14 protein-coding genes and 11 tRNA genes are annotated in these 18,761 nt (G+C 43.7%); 6 read left to right on the plus strand and 19 right to left on the minus strand.

The features are described from left to right. Nucleotides 1–116: 116 nt before the first annotated feature. The 7 genes from SSED_RS10615 to SSED_RS10645 all read right to left on the minus strand — a co-directional run bounded on the left by SSED_RS10615 (nucleotide 117) and on the right by SSED_RS10645 (nucleotide 864). Nucleotides 117–192, minus strand: a tRNA-Asn gene (locus SSED_RS10615). A gap of 35 nt (nucleotides 193–227) precedes the next feature. After that, nucleotides 228–303: transfer RNA gene (locus SSED_RS10620), tRNA-Asn, on the minus strand. Nucleotides 304–331: 28 nt separating this feature from the next. Then, a tRNA-Asn gene (locus SSED_RS10625) sits at nucleotides 332–407 on the minus strand. 24 nt (nucleotides 408–431) lie between these two features. After that, nucleotides 432–507: transfer RNA gene (locus SSED_RS10630), tRNA-Asn, on the minus strand. 37 nt (nucleotides 508–544) lie between these two features. Then, nucleotides 545–620: transfer RNA gene (locus tag SSED_RS10635), tRNA-Asn, on the minus strand. A 40-nt stretch (nucleotides 621–660) separates the two neighbouring features. After that, nucleotides 661–736: transfer RNA gene (locus SSED_RS10640), tRNA-Asn, on the minus strand. Nucleotides 737–788: 52 nt separating this feature from the next. Then, nucleotides 789–864, minus strand: a tRNA-Asn gene (locus tag SSED_RS10645). A gap of 1,262 nt (nucleotides 865–2,126) precedes the next feature. Here SSED_RS10645 and uvrB point away from each other — a divergent pair. Then, on the plus strand, nucleotides 2,127–4,139 hold the full coding sequence (gene uvrB, locus SSED_RS10650; protein ID WP_041422101.1) for an excinuclease ABC subunit UvrB: 2,013 nt from the start codon (nucleotides 2,127–2,129) through the stop codon (nucleotides 4,137–4,139). Between the two features lie 39 nt (nucleotides 4,140–4,178). On the opposite strand, the gene rrtA is transcribed toward uvrB, so the two are convergent. Next, complete coding sequence (rrtA, locus tag SSED_RS10655; RefSeq protein ID WP_223295971.1) at nucleotides 4,179–4,775, minus strand: rhombosortase; 597 nt, start codon at nucleotides 4,773–4,775, stop codon at nucleotides 4,179–4,181. A gap of 15 nt (nucleotides 4,776–4,790) precedes the next feature. Further along, nucleotides 4,791–5,489 (minus strand): 7-cyano-7-deazaguanine synthase QueC, encoded by a 699-nt coding sequence (queC, locus tag SSED_RS10660; protein ID WP_012142392.1) that lies wholly within the window; start codon nucleotides 5,487–5,489, stop codon nucleotides 4,791–4,793. Between the two features lie 187 nt (nucleotides 5,490–5,676). On the opposite strand from queC, the gene queE reads away from it, so the two are divergent. Continuing rightward, nucleotides 5,677–6,345 (plus strand): 7-carboxy-7-deazaguanine synthase QueE, encoded by a 669-nt coding sequence (gene queE / locus SSED_RS10665; RefSeq protein ID WP_012142393.1) that lies wholly within the window; start codon nucleotides 5,677–5,679, stop codon nucleotides 6,343–6,345. On the opposite strand, the gene SSED_RS10670 is transcribed toward queE, so the two are convergent. The 5 genes from SSED_RS10670 to SSED_RS10690 all read right to left on the minus strand — a co-directional run bounded on the left by SSED_RS10670 (nucleotide 6,342) and on the right by SSED_RS10690 (nucleotide 8,500). Further along, nucleotides 6,342–7,403 (minus strand): PLP-dependent cysteine synthase family protein, encoded by a 1,062-nt coding sequence (locus SSED_RS10670; protein WP_012142394.1) that lies wholly within the window; start codon nucleotides 7,401–7,403, stop codon nucleotides 6,342–6,344. The two genes, queE and SSED_RS10670, sit on opposite strands and share 4 nt — an antisense overlap. A 560-nt stretch (nucleotides 7,404–7,963) precedes the next feature. Next, nucleotides 7,964–8,048: transfer RNA gene (locus SSED_RS10675), tRNA-Tyr, on the minus strand. A gap of 67 nt (nucleotides 8,049–8,115) precedes the next feature. Then, nucleotides 8,116–8,200 (minus strand) — tRNA-Tyr (locus SSED_RS10680). 70 nt (nucleotides 8,201–8,270) lie between these two features. After that, nucleotides 8,271–8,355: transfer RNA gene (locus tag SSED_RS10685), tRNA-Tyr, on the minus strand. A gap of 60 nt (nucleotides 8,356–8,415) precedes the next feature. Next, a tRNA-Tyr gene (locus tag SSED_RS10690) sits at nucleotides 8,416–8,500 on the minus strand. Between the two features lie 124 nt (nucleotides 8,501–8,624). Here SSED_RS10690 and SSED_RS10695 point away from each other — a divergent pair. From SSED_RS10695 to SSED_RS10705, 3 genes are all read left to right on the plus strand, one after another. After that, nucleotides 8,625–9,128, plus strand: coding sequence for a VC2046/SO_2500 family protein (locus tag SSED_RS10695; protein WP_012142395.1), 504 nt, complete (start codon nucleotides 8,625–8,627; stop codon nucleotides 9,126–9,128). Between the two features lie 278 nt (nucleotides 9,129–9,406). Then, nucleotides 9,407–9,694 (plus strand): DUF406 family protein, encoded by a 288-nt coding sequence (locus tag SSED_RS10700; RefSeq protein WP_012142396.1) that lies wholly within the window; start codon nucleotides 9,407–9,409, stop codon nucleotides 9,692–9,694. 173 nt (nucleotides 9,695–9,867) lie between these two features. Then, the gene (locus tag SSED_RS10705) at nucleotides 9,868–12,036 is read left to right on the plus strand and encodes a sensor domain-containing phosphodiesterase (protein WP_012142397.1); all 2,169 of its coding nucleotides are present in this window, start codon (nucleotides 9,868–9,870) and stop codon (nucleotides 12,034–12,036) included. 54 nt (nucleotides 12,037–12,090) lie between these two features. Here the strand turns inward: SSED_RS10705 and SSED_RS10710 are convergent, their stop codons facing one another. Both SSED_RS10710 and SSED_RS10715 read right to left on the minus strand, forming a co-directional pair. Further along, complete coding sequence (locus SSED_RS10710) at nucleotides 12,091–12,576, minus strand: YchJ family protein (protein WP_012142398.1); 486 nt, start codon at nucleotides 12,574–12,576, stop codon at nucleotides 12,091–12,093. Continuing rightward, complete coding sequence (locus SSED_RS10715) at nucleotides 12,566–13,135, minus strand: YybH family protein (protein WP_012142399.1); 570 nt, start codon at nucleotides 13,133–13,135, stop codon at nucleotides 12,566–12,568. Before SSED_RS10715 ends, SSED_RS10710 begins: the two co-directional genes overlap by 11 nt. A gap of 100 nt (nucleotides 13,136–13,235) precedes the next feature. Between SSED_RS10715 and smrA the strand changes: the two genes are divergently transcribed. Beyond that, the gene (gene smrA / locus SSED_RS10720; protein ID WP_012142400.1) at nucleotides 13,236–13,826 is read left to right on the plus strand and encodes a DNA endonuclease SmrA; all 591 of its coding nucleotides are present in this window, start codon (nucleotides 13,236–13,238) and stop codon (nucleotides 13,824–13,826) included. 100 nt (nucleotides 13,827–13,926) lie between these two features. On the opposite strand, the gene SSED_RS10725 is transcribed toward smrA, so the two are convergent. From SSED_RS10725 to SSED_RS10735, 3 genes are all read right to left on the minus strand, one after another. Further along, on the minus strand, nucleotides 13,927–15,762 hold the full coding sequence (locus SSED_RS10725; RefSeq protein WP_012142401.1) for a M2 family metallopeptidase: 1,836 nt from the start codon (nucleotides 15,760–15,762) through the stop codon (nucleotides 13,927–13,929). 185 nt (nucleotides 15,763–15,947) lie between these two features. Further along, on the minus strand, nucleotides 15,948–17,174 hold the full coding sequence (locus SSED_RS10730) for an FAD-dependent oxidoreductase (protein ID WP_012142402.1): 1,227 nt from the start codon (nucleotides 17,172–17,174) through the stop codon (nucleotides 15,948–15,950). Between the two features lie 37 nt (nucleotides 17,175–17,211). Further along, a complete protein-coding gene (locus SSED_RS10735) occupies nucleotides 17,212–18,741 on the minus strand; it encodes a phytoene desaturase family protein (RefSeq protein WP_012142403.1) in 1,530 nt (509 codons plus the stop codon). Between the last annotated feature and the right edge of the window lie 20 nt (nucleotides 18,742–18,761).

The raw sequence follows: 18,761 nt of genomic DNA on the forward strand, positions 1-18,761 counted from the left end.
GAAATGAAAATTTATATTAATTTTAGTAAATTCTGGAGGTTATTCTATCTGAAAACTAGGCAGAGCGAAAATTTAATGCTGATTTTGGAGGGAATAGAGCAAAAGAATGAAATATATGGCTCCCCAGACTGGACTCGAACCAGTGACATACGGATTAACAGTCCGCCGTTCTACCAACTGAACTACAGGGGAATCGATTTATATCTATTAAACAAGTGTTTTTAATTTGGCTCCCCGGACTGGACTCGAACCAGTGACATACGGATTAACAGTCCGCCGTTCTACCAACTGAACTACAGGGGAATCGAATTAAATATTACTAATAAACTAATGGCTCCCCAGACTGGACTCGAACCAGTGACATACGGATTAACAGTCCGCCGTTCTACCAACTGAACTACAGGGGAATGACTAGTTTATTTTTGAAAAAGTGGCTCCCCAGACTGGACTCGAACCAGTGACATACGGATTAACAGTCCGCCGTTCTACCAACTGAACTACAGGGGAATCGATTTTTCAACGATGTTTATTGTAAATAATAAAGTGGCTCCCCAGACTGGACTCGAACCAGTGACATACGGATTAACAGTCCGCCGTTCTACCAACTGAACTACAGGGGAATCGATTTTACTTTATCATTAACAAGTGAGTTTAATAATTTGGCTCCCCGGACTGGACTCGAACCAGTGACATACGGATTAACAGTCCGCCGTTCTACCAACTGAACTACAGGGGAACATCATTATTAAACAGGTAAACACCTGTTGTGCTTCACTTTAAAATAACTTTGGCTCCCCAGACTGGACTCGAACCAGTGACATACGGATTAACAGTCCGCCGTTCTACCAACTGAACTACAGGGGAAACGTTTAAGCTATTCGTCGTTGAAGACGGAGCGCATATTAAATCGCTCTTCATGATGAGTCAACTCGAGTAACAAAAAAAAGTGTAATTAAGCTGTTAAGTGCTCATCTAACGTCCATCATGATGTAGATTCCATCGTTTTGATGCTTGTCTGGCCATTTTGATGGGGACAAATTTTATTCGGATGCGGGCATTTCAATAAAAGGCTGATAGAAAGGTGATTTTTATCTCTTATTCAGTTCGAGAAAAAATGCTTAGTAATTAGATATGCAGTATCTATAGGGATGAGGTTAGAAGTTTGCCGCGTAAGCGGGTAGTCACTTCTAAGTCGTGAGATAAAGTCGTTTACTTGTAGTAAGCGACTTTTGAGCGGGGATGCTTAAGGCTTCTTTACCTAAACCTTTTCCTTTGCTTTATACCGATTGGTATTAGTCTTACGCATTAGCGGTGCAAACTGGAGACTGGTTGTGAGAGAGTGTGTTTGTCTACGGTTAAATGCCAATTATAATTAGTGAAGATGTCATGGCTTAGCAGTCATTAATTAGGGCACTCTATACAAGGTGACATATACAAGGTGACATATACAAGGTGATATGTTTTTAGCATCGCCATTATAAGATGTAGAACCGAAGAAAGGTTAATTCAGTTTCAAATGTAGCAAAATTACATACATTTCTTATGACATGTCCCATCAGGCTGAATCCTCCAAAAGCCACGTGTAATCAGGGTTAGATTGACTTATCCACTAAATCTGTGGATAAACCTGTGAGTTAAGCCGAAAAATGTGTTTCAAAGCCTCATAAATAGGGACTTGAGCTTAAAATGCACATCATTTTTGTATGTAAATAAAACCCTTTGTTTACAGTGTGATACGAAAATCAAGAACTTCTTTAAATCTTATATTGGCCTGTTGCTTAAATGTAACTGAATGAATGCTCTATCTTGTGTATTAATTTGGCATTTTCATTGGGTTTGCGGCGATATATTAACCATTTTTGGCCTGAGTTTTCCATGTTATAAAATTTCATGCTTAAAACAAAAATATGTCACGTTTGTTATGTTAAGAACCGAACAATCAAGGGAGAAGATTGATATTTTCGTTTCTCATCATGCCTCTAGTGAATAAAATTAGACTCATGAACTTAAGTAATGAGTGTCAGATGAAGCTTCTTATCTTAGTTAATGTTTCATTAACGAACAATGATCACATATTCATGAGGATTAGTATAAAATGGAGGGCTAATTATATGGGGAAGAACTCTGTGACAGAATCTACGTTTCAACTTGAATCTCAATACAGTCCGGCAGGGGATCAACCTAAAGCAATTGAAAAGCTGGTTGATGGTATAGAGTCCGGAGTTGCGTGCCAAACTTTACTCGGTGTAACCGGCTCAGGTAAGACGTTTACTATTGCTAATGTGATCAAGCAGCTAGCCAGGCCTACTATTATCATGGCGCCTAATAAAACCTTGGCCGCTCAATTATATGGTGAGATGAAGGAGTTTTTTCCACACAATGCGGTTGAGTATTTTGTCTCCTATTACGATTATTACCAACCCGAAGCCTATGTGCCATCGACAAATACCTTTATAGAAAAAGATGCTTCGGTTAATGCACATATAGAACAGATGAGACTCTCAGCAACAAAAGCCCTGTTAGAACGCAAAGATGTGGTTCTCATCGCGTCAGTATCGGCCATCTACGGTCTGGGCGATCCCGATTCTTACTTGAAGATGTTATTACACCTGAGACAAGGTGATTTCATGGATCAGAGAGATATCTTAAAGCGGTTAAGCGAGTTGCAATATACCCGTAATGATATCGAATTGAAGCGGGGGACTTATCGAGTCAGAGGGGAAGTCATCGATATTTTCCCTGCCGATTCGGATAAAGAGGCTATTCGTGTTGAGCTGTTTGATGTAGAGATAGAACGTTTAAGTTTATTCGATCCGCTAACGGGTCATATCAGTAAGCGCATTGCCAGAACCACCATATACCCTAAGAGCCATTACGTCACACCACGTGAGAAAATTCTAGCTGCGACCGAAGAGATCAAGGAGGAGTTAAGGATAAGGAAGAAGCAACTATTAGATAATAATAAGCTGATAGAGGCGCAAAGAATTAACGAACGTGTGCAATATGATATCGAGATGATGACCGAGCTGGGTTACTGCTCCGGTATTGAGAACTATTCCAGATACCTATCCGGTAGAGCTGAGGGTGATGGTCCGCCGACTCTACTTGATTATCTTCCCGATGACGGACTGTTGATCATAGATGAGTCACATGTGACCGTTCCGCAAATAGGTGCTATGTACAAAGGGGATAGATCCAGAAAATCTAATCTGGTCGAGTATGGGTTTCGATTACCATCTGCATTGGATAACCGGCCATTGAAGTTTGAAGAGTTTGAAAGACTGATGCCGCAAACAATCTATGTGTCGGCAACACCCAGTCAATACGAGGTAGATAAGAGTGATGGTGAGGTCGCCCAGCAGGTCATCAGACCAACAGGGCTACTGGATCCTGTGCTGGAAGTTCGTCCGATCGCTATTCAAGTTGATGACTTACTTTCTGAAGTTGCTCAACGAGTAAAGGTAAATGAGCGTGTACTCGTGACAACCTTGACTAAACGTATGTCAGAAGACCTGTCTGAATACCTCGATGAGCACGGGATAAAGGTCAGATATCTGCACTCTGATATCGATACGGTTGAACGAGTGGAGATCATCAGAGACCTACGTTTAGGTGTGTTCGATGTGCTGGTTGGAATTAACTTGTTAAGAGAAGGGTTGGATCTACCTGAGGTTTCGCTGGTATGCATACTCGATGCCGATAAAGAGGGCTTCTTACGCTCAGAACGTTCACTCATTCAAACCATTGGCCGCGCCGCGCGAAATATTAACGGCAAGGTTATCCTCTATGCCGATAAGATAACGGATTCGATGTCCCGTGCGATGGGGGAGACCGAGCGACGTCGTAAACTACAGCATCAATTTAATCTCGATAATGGCATCGTTCCTAAGGGAGTATCTAAGAAGATCACCGACGTTATGGATGTGGGTGACAAGAGCGCAGATGGACAAGATGTTGACAATAACAAGGTTGCTGAGTCCAGGGCGCCTTACGGCGGGCCCGACATTGCGACACTCAGCCATCAAATGGACGCATTAGAGAAACAGATGCATGAGCATGCTAAGAACCTTGAGTTTGAACAGGCGGCTGCACTTCGCGATCAGGTTGCAAAATTGCGAGAGGCACTGATTAAAGCATAAGAGTTGAAGGTTGTGGGGCTTAGCTTAGGCCCCATATTTTCAGATATTGACTTTAGGTTTCAGCTTGGTGGTAAAACTGACCAAAGCCACGACCAAAATGCCTGTGATGACGCCGATTAAGTGAGCCTCGGTGGCGACCCGGGCACCAATCATCTCTGTTACCTGCTCGCTCGCACCAAATATCTGCTCATAGGCGACCTTGATAATGACTCCTAACAGCAGCAAGTAACCCGACTTAAGCCCCGTTGAGATATCTCTTATCGCCCCGTAAGTAAACAGGCCATGTAACATCCCACTCAAACCGACATAGCCCAGCAGGCCCGGATAGAAGAGATATAACCCAAGGCCTTGAAGTAAGCATAATGCCGAAAATATCAAGGTGAAAGTAAGCGCTTTAAAATGAGGTTTAAAGAGTAACAGGAGCACCCAAAGGCCAGCCAGGTTCATCAGCAGGTGCCATTGATTAGTATGCAGTAGGTTGCCGGTGAAGAGTCGCCAATATTCACCATTAGTGATCGCACTACGGCGAAATGCCAGTAATGAGTCAGTTTCCATAGCATACAGGAGAATGCAGCACAGGCTGATCAGTGCTGCAATGAGATAACTACTGCGTATAAACGGCTTTGATTTTGACACTTTATTTTTTACACTTTATTTGTGACATTTAGATGCTAAGTCCGATTGAACTTGCTCCCTGTTATTACTGTAGTCCTCTAAGCCACTTTGTCTGAGAAGACAAGCAGGGCAGGTCCCGCACCCATTGCCAATGATGCCGTTATAACAGGTTAATGTTTCATCTCTGACTAACTCGAGGCTCTTATATTGGTCGGCTAAAGCCCAGGTCTCGGCTTTATTTAACCACATTAAGGGGGTGACGATTTTACATTGTCGATCCATTCCTTGATTCAATGCCGACTCCATCGTCTTAACGAAGTCATTTCTGCAATCCGGGTAGCCTGAAAAATCGGTTTCACAGACGCCGGTAATGACGGAGTCGGCGCCTAATTGGTACGCGTAGATCCCTGCCAGAGTGAGAAACAGAATATTTCTGCCGGGTACAAAAGTATTGGGTAATCCATTTTCCATAAGCTCATTGGATACTTCAATTGAATCTCGAGTTAGGGCTGATATGGCTAACTCATTGAGCATAGAGACATCCAATATCTTATGACTGACCAACCCGAGGCGTTGACCCAGAGATCTGGCTACCTCAATCTCCTGACTATGGCGCTGTCCGTAGTCGAACGTAATACCATGTACTTCATCATATTGATTGAGTGCTTGGATCAGACAGGTGGTCGAATCTTGTCCGCCACTAAATACAACTACCGCTTTTGACACTTTTGACATAAATGATTTCTTACTGAATTAAACTGTGACTATTTTAACTGACGAGGGTTAGCTTGCAACTCTTCGAGGCGGAATAATGGCTTAATCATTGGGGATTTAATCCGAGCAAAACCTGAAAGGCTAATCAATACTTGCCTGCAAGCAAAAAATACTCTATAAATGCCGCCCGTTCTTTTTGAGGTTTATCATGAAATATCCTGTAAATGAAGTGTTCGAGACGATTCAAGGGGAAGGCTTTTTTACCGGCGTTCCAGCTATCTTTGTTCGACTTCAAGGGTGTCCGGTTGGCTGCTCTTGGTGTGACACTAAACACACATGGGATGTGATAGAAGAAAATAGAGTCGCGCCTGAATTGGTGATTCAAGTCGATGGCACTATCGGGCGTTGGGCCGAACTTACGGCTGAAGAGCTGATCAGCAACTTCAAAGCAAAAGGTTTTACTGCAAAACATGTCGTTATCACGGGGGGAGAACCCTGTTTACATGATCTGATCCCGTTGACTGAATCACTGAACCTTTCGGGTTACGCGACTCAAATTGAGACCAGTGGCACATTTGAGGTGATATGTTCAGATAAAACCTGGGTAACGGTTTCACCAAAAATTAATATGAAGGCGGGTCTCCCCATTTTAAATCAGGCCTTGATCAGAGCGAATGAGATCAAGCATCCGGTTGCGACCCAAGCGCATATCGATGATCTGGATTGTTTACTTAAAGGGATCTCCCTCGATGAGAAGACCATCTGCTTACAACCTATCAGTCAGAAGAGTAGGGCGACCGAACTGGCGATGCGCGTCTGTATTGAGCGTAACTGGCGCCTCTCAATACAGACACATAAATATTTAGAAATTGACTAATCAAGCTTCCCGGTGAGGCTAACCTGTTGCAGTTTAGCCTCATAGTGAGAAAGATCGCCTATGTTAGCCTCTACCCATTGTGGGTTGTAATAGGTGTCAAGGTAGCGATCTCCTGAGTCACATAACAGGGTTACCAAGGATCCTTTTTTCCCCTCAGCGATCATTTGAGTCGCAATCTGCAAAATGCCGTAAAGGTTAGTACCCGTTGAGGCTCCCACCTTTCGACCTATCATTTTTTCCAACCAAAATATGGTCGCAATCGAGGCTGCATCCGGAATTTTAACCATGGCATCGACGACGCCGGGTATAAATGAAGGTTCGGCTCGAGGCCTACCTATACCCTCAATCTTGCTGCCCTTTGAGGAGGTAACACTCTTATCTCCGCTTTGGTAGTAGTCGAAGAAAACTGAGTTTTCAGGGTCAACAACACAGAGTTTTGTTTCGAGCTGTTGATAACGTATATACCGCCCTATAGTGGCTGAGGTTCCCCCTGTACCCGGGCTCATCACGATCCAATCCGGGATTGGGTGCGGCTCGCGACTCATCTGATCAAAAATGGAGTTGGCAATATTATTATTGCCACGCCAATCTGTTGCCCGCTCAGCAAAGGTGAACTGATCCATATAGTGGCCGTTTAAGCTATTGGCTAACCGCTCAGACTCTGCATAGATCTCACTGGAGTGCTCGACGAAGTGACACGTTCCACCATAGAATTCAATTTGCTGGACTTTCTTCTTTGCCGTCGAACGTGGCATGACTGCGATAAAGGCTAAACCTAACAGTCGTGCAAAGTAGGCCTCTGATACCGCAGTACTTCCCGATGATGACTCAATAATGGTCGTGTCACTCTTAATCCAGCCATTGCAGAGTGCATAAAGAAAAAGAGAACGAGCCAATCGGTGTTTGAGGCTTCCCGTTGGATGGGTACTCTCATCTTTAAGGTAGATATCTATCCCTTCGAGTGCCGGAATATCAAGCTTGATCAGATGGGTGTCTGCACTACGTTGATAATCGGCCTCAATGGTGGCGATAGCCTGATTAATCCATGAATTTGACATGCTCTCTCTTATTTCAGGTGATACCAATCAGTATAAAGATGTGATCGCTCAGCGAGAATTTAGTGCTTCTGAGGCAAGGCAACGAGGGAAGAACATAGTTGTTCTACGTTCAAGTTCGTTAACACAGCATCGGATGCACTAAAACTCGCCTGTTAGGCGTGTTTTTGGCTGCCTACTTCTGCGTTGAATGGCCTTACAAGGGAACAACCATTCCATCATACATTCGCCTTGAATTAGTTGCCAAAAAACACGCTGAGTAGATCACTTTCTTATACTGATTGGTATTGTTACTTAATGTTCTAAATAATAGCTAAAATGCATTAGTGATGACAGCGAAAGCAGAAGATTATATATGGAGTATCTGGAATCTAGAGGATATGGAGCTGGGGACAAATGGAGGTAATAGCTTTTTTATAAAAAAATTGGCTTTTGTGTAACGAATGATGAGCAATATTTGCTGTGCTAGCAGGCTAGTGTGCTAATAACGCTAACAGGAATGAGCTTTAATAAGACGAGGTTTAACAGACTTTCGAGAGAGGGAGATTAAGGATAGATAGAAGTGGTGGAGGGAGAAGGATTCGAACCTTCGAAGGCTGAGCCGTCAGATTTACAATCTGATCCCTTTGGCCACTCGGGAACCCCTCCACATTTTCTACTTTTTTACTTTCGAACTTTTTACTACAGATAAACCTTATAGCGAATAAATTGAAGATGGTGGAGGGAGAAGGATTCGAACCTTCGAAGGCTGAGCCGTCAGATTTACAATCTGATCCCTTTGGCCACTCGGGAACCCCTCCACATTTTTCAACTTATTTTTACTTCTTACTTTTTTAAATCAAGTTACTTATGTTGTCGATAAATTAAAGATGGTGGAGGGAGAAGGATTCGAACCTTCGAAGGCTGAGCCGTCAGATTTACAATCTGATCCCTTTGGCCACTCGGGAACCCCTCCACATATATCTTTATCTTACTTTCTACACTTTCTCTCTCTTGAAAAAGCAGAGTACACAAATGGTGGAGGGAGAAGGATTCGAACCTTCGAAGGCTGAGCCGTCAGATTTACAATCTGATCCCTTTGGCCACTCGGGAACCCCTCCTCACTTGCGGCGGCAATAATAGTCACAAACGTTTGCGGAGTAAAGCCAATATTGAAATTAATTCTAAAGTTCTTGTTCAAGCGGTCGATTAACTATCAACGAGTTGATTTGTTGATGTTTTTTTATGCAGCCAGGTAAGATATTAGTTAATGAGACACAATTAGGCTCTCGCCTCAATCGCGCAGTAGATAGCGATAGAAGGGGGGAGTTTGCGCTATTGCTTGCTTTATTGTCGACAGATGCAAGAGATATGGCTCAGTTTCACATTAAAGATAATGCCTTAACTCTGGAAGCTGAGCTCAGAGCTAAGTTTGACCTTCCGATTGAAGAGACATTAATTACTGACTTAACAGTCGAGCCATCACCGGTAGACAACAGTGAACAGTTTCATCTGGGCGGTGCCAGAGCATTCCAACTTATGCAGGCCCTAAAGCCGGAGGCTATCGTTACCAGAGGTGAAGAATCGTTAGATATGCAGCAGGTTTTGGCTAACTGTGACTTAAATGTCAGGCAAAAATATCGCTCCAGTACTCAAGGTGAAAACCAAGGTGAACCGTATAGACCCGAAGTGATGCATTTTGTCGATCAGCTATCCCTGCAACGTCAGATGAGTGAAGTATTGGCCTGAATCAGTTAAGTCAGTGAGCCCCACACTCTACCTTGAGCAATGTCGATAGGAATTATCTTGTTAGAGAGCAGCCTGAATCGATACATTTTGTCGCATTAACTGTCTCAGCAACGCCAGATGAGCGAAGTATTGGCCTGAGTGAGTTCATACTCTAAATAATACTATGACTAAATATGCGAAATTATAAGGTTTTGTGATCTAACCCTGAGCTATGTCGCGTAGGATTTAAGAAGTTGACGTATAATAAATGACATAGTTTATTTTAGAGTCTTTAAAACATGAAAAATATTAAGAATGCCCAATCAGATCTAGTCAACGATACTTGCAGCGACTGTGGTAGCTATGCCGATATTGGGGCTGTGATTGATGAACATGATACCCAGCTAGTGGTAAGTTTTACCGGAGATGCAGCTCAGGCAGAAGCCGAAGCTATGTCTGCGAAAGCAAAAGAACGATTCGAGGAGATAAAAACCGAGATTAAATCAGAAAATTCAGAGGTCACTTTATTGCTCAACTTCGCATTTAGTGCCGAAAAAATGATTTTTCAGCTCGAAAACGGTATTTAAATTAACCAGTGTGTTGCCGACTCGTGACTTTCTCGTGTAGTCTCCTAAAGAAAAATTATATTTAAAATCTGTTTGTATATTTATACATTGGTTTCATTATCTCTTGGCTCGCAAACCAAAGTTAATTTGAGACAACCAGCAAGCCATTTGGCTTGCTACTTCAAGGACATTTAGTGAAGAAACGTAAGTATCAACACTTATTGGAATTGATCGTTAATTCCAAAGCCAAACAAGAAGGTGATTTTCAAAAGACGGCCGAACTAGCCACAGAGCTTCTGTGTCAGCAGCTCCATGTCACGCACGTCGGTGTATGCATCCTCTCTTGTGATAACAACGAAATTAGTAACATAGCTAATTATGGCTCCTTGCTGTCCGACATTTTTTTACGACCTGCCCCCCTCGATTGTCCTCACTATATCAGCGAGCTTAAAAATCAGCGTCTCATCGATGCGACCGATATTGATACCGATGTAAGGCTCGATGAGCTAGCTTCGGTCTATTTTGCCCCCAAGGGGATCAAGTCCACATTAGATATAGCAATCAGAATTAACGGGCATCTGGAAGGCGTGCTCTTTCTCGAGAGAAAAGATCATTTTCACTGGTCAGACTCCGAAATCCATATCGCATCTCAAGTTGCCGATCAATTGGCATTAACGTTAGCGACGCGCAATGCCTATGAAAAAGATGAAAAGCTCACGTTATTTTTAAGTGCGGCCGAACAATCGGAACAGATCAGTATGTTAGTCAATCTTCATACCGATATTATTGAATATGTAAATCAGGCTCATGAAGAGATATCGGGAGCCTCTAAAAAACAGGTCATTGGCCGCTCGTTCAAACATCTCGATTTTGTTAAGCAACATCCCGAACAGGCCATGGTGACATTGGCAAAAGTTCGAGAGGGTAAGTTTGCTAAAGGCGACTGTAAAATTACCCGCAAGGATGGGTCCACCTATTGGTTAAGGTATTCGGTTAAGCAATTTATTACAGAAAGAGGCAACCATTTTGCGTTAGTTAATGCCGAAGATTGCTCCGAAGAAGTAAGGTACCAATCTGAGTTAGAACGTTTGGCATGGCATTGTGGTTTAACAGGCTTATACAATCGTACCTATTTTAATCGAGAACTTGAAAAAACGACGAAGGGTCAGCTCATTTTGATCGACCTTTGTGGCTTTAAGCGATTTAACGATACCTATGGACACGAGAGTGGCGATATTCTGCTTATCGAAGTCGCACGTAGGCTGAAACATTTTGCCAATGTAAACCATACCGATCAAATCGCGCGTGTCGGTAGTGACGAGTTCGCCATTATCCTGCCAGAGCAGAGCGAAGCCGATATGGAATACATTATCGCTAGGTTATATCGCCAGCTGATCATGCCTGTGACCATAGGTCGAGAGCATATCGACCCAAAACCCGCTCTGGCTATTGTCGATATTAATTCAGTCGAAGAGCTGTTTTTGCCCTTGGCATGTGCCGATATCGCACTACAATATGCGAAAAAGAAACAGGGTGATACGATTCAGATCTTCAATAATGCATTACTCAATGCCTTTAAAGATAACTCTCAAATTGAACGGGATCTGCAAACTGCGTTGCGAGGCAGGGAGTTTGAACTCTATTATCAGCCACTGAAAGATCTCCAGAAGAAGGCCTATATTGGCGCCGAGGCCCTTATTCGTTGGCATCACCCTAAGAAAGGGGTGTTGTACCCTGGTGCGTTTATCGATATAGCGGAACAGACAGGCATGATCAATGCCATCGGTTCCTGGGTACTCGAGGCGGCCTGCAGACAGCTTAACCTATGGCAACACCATAAAATTGATATATCTATGCACGTTAATGTGTCCGCAAGGCAGTTTTTTAGCGGCAATTTGTATGAACAGGTATGGCAGTTAGTCACTCGTTATCGCTTGAAACCGGGAACTTTGATTTTGGAGATCACCGAAACAGAGTTGATGGAAGATATCAAAAATGCCACGAAATTGTGTCAGGAGCTTTCTGAGCTCGGTGTCGGTCTTGCAATCGATGACTTCGGCACCGGTTATAGCTCTATGCGATATCTGAAACAATTTCCCATCAGTAAGCTCAAAATTGACCGCTCTTTCATATCTGATTTAACGATAAGTCGTGAGAGTAGGGAGATTGTGAGTGCGATTATTGCAATGGCATCTGCGCTAAATATCTCCTTGACGGCCGAAGGAGTGGAAACTCAGGAGCAGGAGAGTTTCTTGTCCGATCATAAATGCCATCAGGCTCAAGGTTTCCTCTATAGTCCTGCGTTAAGAGAATCTGAATTTAGTCGATTTTTATTTCAAGCGGAACCCGAGTTGATCCACTAGATACAGCTCTGTTTACTGATGACATATCTCGGTGAATGACAGGACTTGCATGGCCTATCTCATACAACATTGTTTAAATTTCTTGCCGCTATTGCAGACGCAAGGCTCATTTCTCTTTGGGAGAACTGCCGCTTTTTGCTCGCCTTGAGTATAAAGCCAGCGCCCATCGACACACTCAAACTGAGAGCATTCATGGATTGCATCGATCTCTGACTCATCTCGATACCAAGCCTGAAAGCAGACCTCTCCGGACTGTCCGCTACTCCTTGCTGATAAAATATCGAGAGATAGCCAGCTTGCTTCTCCGCCCTGAGATAATTTCTGTGCAGTAAGACCATCCAAATATTCAGGGTGATGAGTCGCTATTAAGTATTCATACTCTTTGAGAACAAATGCGCTATAACGACTTCTCATTAATGCTTCTGGTGTAGGAGCGAGGGCTAAGCCTTTATGAAACGGCTCACAGCAACGTGTATAGGTAAGTGGTGTATCATCTTTAGTGTTACCACATGGGCAGATAGTGTCAGGGTTAGTTGTCATCGTTCTCTGTAGCTAACGGCGTAAATTGACGGCCATAATACAGATTTGGAGAAGGTTTTGCATTGTAGTAAAAGGGAGGTTCAGCACGGTTATTGGTATCGACGGTCAAATACCATTTTCCGTCCTCATTTTTCTTGGAGACGGTGACAAATTTTCCGGCAAATTCGCTGACAGGTTCTTCAGCATCTACAGGAGGGTAAAAACGAATCAGATAGTAGCCAATATCGGTTGCATTAGTCGTCTCCATCTGACGCTCTACGACTCTGAAATCGACCTCAATTCGTGCTTCTTTGTGTTTGATCTTGCCAAAAAACTTCTTGTACAGAGCGATAATGTTTTTTCGCCCCATCGTGATCTCTTTACTCTGATTTTCAGGTATATAGCAAGCGTCTTCGGCGTAAATACTCTTTACCAGATCGGCATCGAGATGCTCAAATGCCTGAGAAAATTGGGTATAAAATTGATTGAGTGCCACGTTATCTTCTGGCATAGCTACTGCTGGCTGTAAAACACAGACAAAAGAAAGGAGAGAAGCTGCGATAAATTTAAAAAGTGTCATTAATGATTTCAATTCTACTAATACTGATGTCACTATAATAGAAGGTGTAACCGATCTAAAGTTTTAGTTCTTAACAAAGTGTGTCTAAGAGGAGAATTCAGTGGTGAATGATGATGTTTCATCCTTTCTGGACGAGATGGCAGGGGTTAAGCCTCTAAGTGGAAGTGAGCAAATCAGGCCTATCTGCAACAGTGATATCTCGGCATCCCAATTAGCCCGAAAAAAAGCGGCACAATTATCAGAAGCGTTACTGCTGCTAACTACAGATATTAACCTTATCAACCCTGTAGAGCCCGAAGAGGTGATAAGTGTCTGTCGGGACGGTGTTCAAACGCCTGTTTTCAAGCACCTGAGTGCAGGAAAATATACATTTCTCTCGGAGTTGGACCTTCATGCTTTAAATATGCGTCAGGCAAGGGAGGCGTTATATCACTATATCGAGGACAGATACGAGAAAGGCGAGCGGTGCGTTCTGGTCATTCACGGTAAAGGCTTTAAGAGTAAACCGATAAATGCACTGATTAAATCATGTGTGGTCAATTGGCTGGCGCACTTAGATAAAGTGTTAGCTTTTCATAGCGCCAAAAGAGAGCACGGAGGAACGGGCGCTTTATATGTGATGTTGAGTAAGTCTGAAAATAAACGTATCGAGTCGAGAGAGCAAAATCATAAGGGTAGCGGTTTCAGATAGGTTATATCGATTGGCATTAACTATATAAAAATAGCTTTTAAAAAAACGCTCAACAGTAAATGTTGAGCGTTTTTTACATTACCAGTCAGACAGTTTCAGTCTACCAACCACACTGACGATTCGCTTCACTGTTTTGCTTATCTAACCAGACCTGTAATGGCGCGAAGTAATCGAGAACGGCGCGGGCGTCCATCTCCTGACTACCTGTGACCACTTCCAATGCTTCAGGCCATGGGCGACTCTGTCCCATCTCTAACATAGCGTTAAGTTTAGCGCCCGCTTCCCTGTTGCCGTAGATACTACAACGATGAACCGGGCCCTTGTCACCGGCAATGTCACAAAGTGCCTTGTGGAACTGGAACTGTAGGATATGGGCTAAGAAATAGCGAGTATAGGGAACGTTACCTGGCACATGATACTTAGCGCCGGGATCAAAGTTCTCTTCACCTCGCGCAATTGGCGCCTTCACGCCTTGGTATTGCTCCCTTAGATCCCACCATGCCTGATTATATTGTTCCGGCGTGATCTCACCACTGAATACCTTCCAGCGCCATTGGTCGATCATCAAGCCAAATGGCATAAAGGCGACTTTATCTAATGCCTGTTTAAGTAGCAGGCCGATATCTTTCGATGCGTCGGGTACTTCGTCCAGTAAACCTATCTGTTTAAGATAGCTTGGGGTGATGGATAGAGCGATGGTGTCACCAATCGCTTCATGGAAGCCATCATTGGCACTATTTTTAAAGATAAACGGCTGCTCTTTGTAGGCGCGTTGATAATAGTTATGGCCAAGTTCGTGATGAATAACGGTAAAATCTTCGGCCGTTTTTTGAATACACATCTTGATGCGGATATCGTCTAAATCATCGAGATCCCAGGCTGAGGCATGACAGACCACATCTCTGTCTTTAGGTTGAACAAACAGAGAACGTTCCCAGAATGTGTCGGGTAACTCGGCAAAACCCAGGGAGCTGAAGAAGCCTTCAGCCTGTTTTACCATCTTTAGTTCATCATAGTTATGTTGTGCGAGAAGCTCTGTAACGTCATATCCGGGATCGGCATCCTGTGGCGCGACTTTAGCGTAAATATTACCCCAACTCTGTGCCCACATATTACCCAGCAGATGCGCAGGTATGGGTCCATCTTTCGAGACAACATCATCGCCGTACTCATCATTTAACTCGCCACGAACATAACAATGAAGTGAGTCATAAAGTGGCTTAACTTGTCCCCATAGACGGTCGAGTTCGTTAGAAAACTCGTCGGGCTTCATGTCGTACTGACTACGCCATAACTCAGATAGGTTGGCGTAGCCAAGATCTTTTGCCCCTTCATTTGCCAGCTCGACTTCACGTTTAAACAGAGGGCGCATAGGTTTGGCAATTTCTCGCCATCCTTTCCAGACTTCTAGCAGCTCCGCCGGGTTTTGTGATTCAGCCATGATGGCTGACAGTTCGGGTTGAGTTAAACAACGTCCATCGTCAAAGCAGTACTTTCCTTTTCCGTAAAGTCCGTTCAACTCGGCGCTTATGTTTGCAAGTTCGGCATTTTTCTTAGGATCGAGAGGGGCCGGTAGCACCAAAGAGCTGCGTAAAATATTAAGTTTACGCAGACTTACCTCATCTAGAGGAAGCTGAGTATAGTTGGCTGCCATGGTGGCCAGTTTTACAGCTGTGGCAGTCTGTTTCTCACCTACGGCAGCAGAAAGGGCTGCCGTATCCTGGGTAATGAAGTTACTGTAGATCCACTCTGCGCGATTTATTTCTATAGAAAGTTCGCTAAGTTGTTTCTCTGAACCCTGAATAAATTGCTTGGCTTCATCAGTCTTAGATTGAGCAGCTGCATCAGAGGTTTGTGCGCTGTTACATGCCGTGGCACCGATAGACAGAGCGACTAGAAATGAAAGCTTTGAAAGCTTTGGAGATAAACGTGTCATCGAATCATATCCCTTGTTATTTTTGTGTTGCGTATTTTACCCCAAAATCATCTGTTTAGTAGCACAAGATTAAAAAAGTGGAAATAATTGTTGAAAACCAAAGGGTTTCCTCTCCCTGACTCGGGGCTGTCTTGAAGGGGCCGTCAGAGCTTGAGGTTTGTGAGCGGCTAAGTTTATTCACCTCTTTAAGTGTTAATTTTTCCTACTAGTTCGGCTACTTTTTTTGCCGAGAGAACGGCACCTTCCTGTAGACCGTCATAGAGGTAAGCGCCGACATGAAAAGTGTGATTATCGCCGTTGTTGTCGATGATATTTCGACGATAATGAAACGCGTCGACGCTATAGAGAGGGGTGTGATGTTCAAAGGATTGAATGATATTTTCTTTTGCGATCAAACTATCAATATTGTAGGCCAAGCTATAGTGCTGCTGTGAGGATAAGCCGCAGATCCGGCTTAGGCTGGCGTTGTAGCCCCATCCGTCTTTGGTCTGGAAAAAATCAAACTCAGATGGATGGGCTATGCCATAGCGTTGGTAAACCAGAGGATCCCTATGCAGGACGGTTCTGGCAATATTCTTTTTCCATGGACCGAAAAATTGTAACTCGCGCTCAGTAGGATCGGATAAAAGTGCCAGAACCTGATCAGGAGGGACGGCTAAAACCAGTTTATCGAAATCTACTTCAGTGTTATCCCTGAACCTCAATACTATCCCGGCATCTGAACGGCTTATTCCCTCAATGTCCGCATTGCGTATCACTTTACCATTTAACAGGTGCTCAATTTTCTCGATGTAGGTGTAGACACCGCCATCTATTCGTTTCCAATCAGCCCAAAAATATCGCCGGAAAATATTAAACGCCAATTCCGCTGGAATTTTCATGATGGTTTTATAGGGAATAGAGAAACAATACATAGTAAATAGTTTTAACCAGGTATTTTTTACCTGTTTTTTACTTACGTAGTCTGAAAAAGGCTTATCCCTGAGCAAAGAGGAGGGTTTTAAATATATCTGCAACAAGAGCCAGTTTGCAGACAGGTAAACAAAAGCGAGCTTAATAAACTCCAATATGAAGCTCATTCCCCGAATATTTCCCGTGATCACCCTAGGTGAAAGAAAGCGCTTCTTATTACGGCGGAACAGGGCAGAACCGACTTTCAAGGGTTCCAGTTCAACGTCAAGTTCATCCATCAGTGCAAGGAAGTGCTTAAAGTTACTCGAAAACTCGACGACTCCACCTTCCAAAACCATGCCGGGAGCGATGCTGGCTATTTCGACATTTTTGTTTACGGTGCGTATATGGCCGCCTAAGATGGCTTGCTTCTCATATACGGTAACCGAGTGGCCTTTCTTACTCAGATAGTAGGCTGTCACCATGCCACTGCTACCCCCACCAATGATCGCAAACCTCATCGCTTCCCTCCTAATAGTATCCGTCGTACTGGACAGATTATAGAATGCGCTCTCCTGTCAGATTCTGGTAAAGCTTAGCCCCGGTCCAAAATGTACCGGCGAAACCTGCAAATCCGGATGAGGCATTACAAAAATAGAGACCTTTCAATGAGCTGTTATGATTTAATCTGAACAGATTGAAATAGTTGGGCGTCATCGCCGAACCATATGAGTTACCTTGAGGGCACCAACAGAAATTTTCGTTTGTCGTCGGGCTACCTGTATTCTTATAGGCTAAATGTTCTCTGAAATCAGGGATGTAAGTCTCTTCGACGATATCTAATATTTTATCTAAGATGCCTCTTTTTCTCTTCCGGTAAGCTCTGGAATCGTCCTCCTTCAGATCTTTAAAATATTGATAATCGGCGACGGTCAAAAATTCTATGATCTGTTGGCCCTCAGGCCGGTCTGAATGGTCATCAGTTAAAAAGCCTGGGGTGGAGATGGCAAAACTTGGGGCCGAGTAATCATGTTGGTTATACATGGCATCGAACGCGACGTTAAGATCGGGCTCACAGGTATGGAAGATATTCCATCTACCAAAACCATAGTCTTGTAAATTGATATCCTTTACCGAACAGTAAGCCATAAAATTCGAGGGCGAATAGGCATAGTCCAACTGCCTGCGTAACTTCAAAGAGAACTTTTCGATGCCAATCAAGTGTGCGGCTTTCTTGGGATCCATATTACAGATGGTGTATTTTGCCTCATAGTGTGCGGCCTCTTGGCTATTTAGATCTCTTGCTTCAACCCCAAGCACCCGATTGTTTTCAACGATAAATTTGTCTACATGAGTCTCATAGATTATCTGCCCGTCATTATCTTCAATGGTCTTCGCCAAGGAGTTAATGACATGCTCGAAATGCAGGGTAGGGTAATAGGCGCCCCTTTGATAACCGGTGAAAAGCAGAACCCAGGCACAAAATGAAAGCTGATTGGGTGGCAGTAAAAAGTCCGGCCATTGCAGAGCAAGCAGTGTTTGCGCCTCCAGAGGTAACTGATGTTTGTCAAAGACCTCCTGCAGGGTAGATCTGATGTTGTTAAACGCAGTGACTGTTTGACCGAAGTTTTTGAAGATATTCCTATACCGTTCATCGCCGGATAGCACCTCTAATCCGTCGGCAGTACGCCTGACTTCATCGATAAAGGCGGTGCACTGTTTAACATGCTCAGGAAACAGCGCCCATAGACGAGTGAGCAGTAGATCTATGTCATAGGGAATATCGAGTTGGTATCCAGGCATACGCATATGATCGAACCCTTGAGGATCGAATGACTCGAAGGTCACCTGTTTATCGAGTTCGAGTTTCTTGAGAACCTTGTTAACCGTTTCCCCCTCTCCACAATTCCAGACATAATGAAGCTGTGCGTTGAATTTGTAATGCTTGCCCATTGGGAAGGTATGGCCGAAACCTCCGGGGTACTGATGTGCTTCAAGCATTATCACTTTACTGCCTGCTTTTGCGCTGAGTGCGCCGAACACTAATGCTGATAATCCACTACCGACAATCAAGTAGTCCACATCCATTATCGACTCCGTCTGGCTAG

Source organism: Shewanella sediminis HAW-EB3 (genome assembly GCF_000018025.1).
GTDB classification, from domain to species: domain Bacteria; phylum Pseudomonadota; class Gammaproteobacteria; order Enterobacterales; family Shewanellaceae; genus Shewanella; species Shewanella sediminis.

Coding starts and splice junctions, on each gene's coding strand:
- queC (WP_012142392.1), bottom strand. CDS start 5,489: ATGTCAAAAGTGTCAAAAGCGGTAGTTGTATTTAGTGGCGGACAAGAT.
- queE (WP_012142393.1), top strand. CDS start 5,677: ATGAAATATCCTGTAAATGAAGTGTTCGAGACGATTCAAGGGGAAGGC.
- SSED_RS10670 (WP_012142394.1), bottom strand. CDS start 7,403: ATGTCAAATTCATGGATTAATCAGGCTATCGCCACCATTGAGGCCGAT.
- SSED_RS10695 (WP_012142395.1), top strand. CDS start 8,625: ATGCAGCCAGGTAAGATATTAGTTAATGAGACACAATTAGGCTCTCGC.
- SSED_RS10700 (WP_012142396.1), top strand. CDS start 9,407: ATGAAAAATATTAAGAATGCCCAATCAGATCTAGTCAACGATACTTGC.
- SSED_RS10710 (WP_012142398.1), bottom strand. CDS start 12,576: ATGACAACTAACCCTGACACTATCTGCCCATGTGGTAACACTAAAGAT.
- SSED_RS10715 (WP_012142399.1), bottom strand. CDS start 13,135: ATGACACTTTTTAAATTTATCGCAGCTTCTCTCCTTTCTTTTGTCTGT.
- SSED_RS10725 (WP_012142401.1), bottom strand. CDS start 15,762: ATGACACGTTTATCTCCAAAGCTTTCAAAGCTTTCATTTCTAGTCGCT.
- SSED_RS10730 (WP_012142402.1), bottom strand. CDS start 17,174: ATGAGGTTTGCGATCATTGGTGGGGGTAGCAGTGGCATGGTGACAGCC.
- SSED_RS10735 (WP_012142403.1), bottom strand. CDS start 18,741: ATGGATGTGGACTACTTGATTGTCGGTAGTGGATTATCAGCATTAGTG.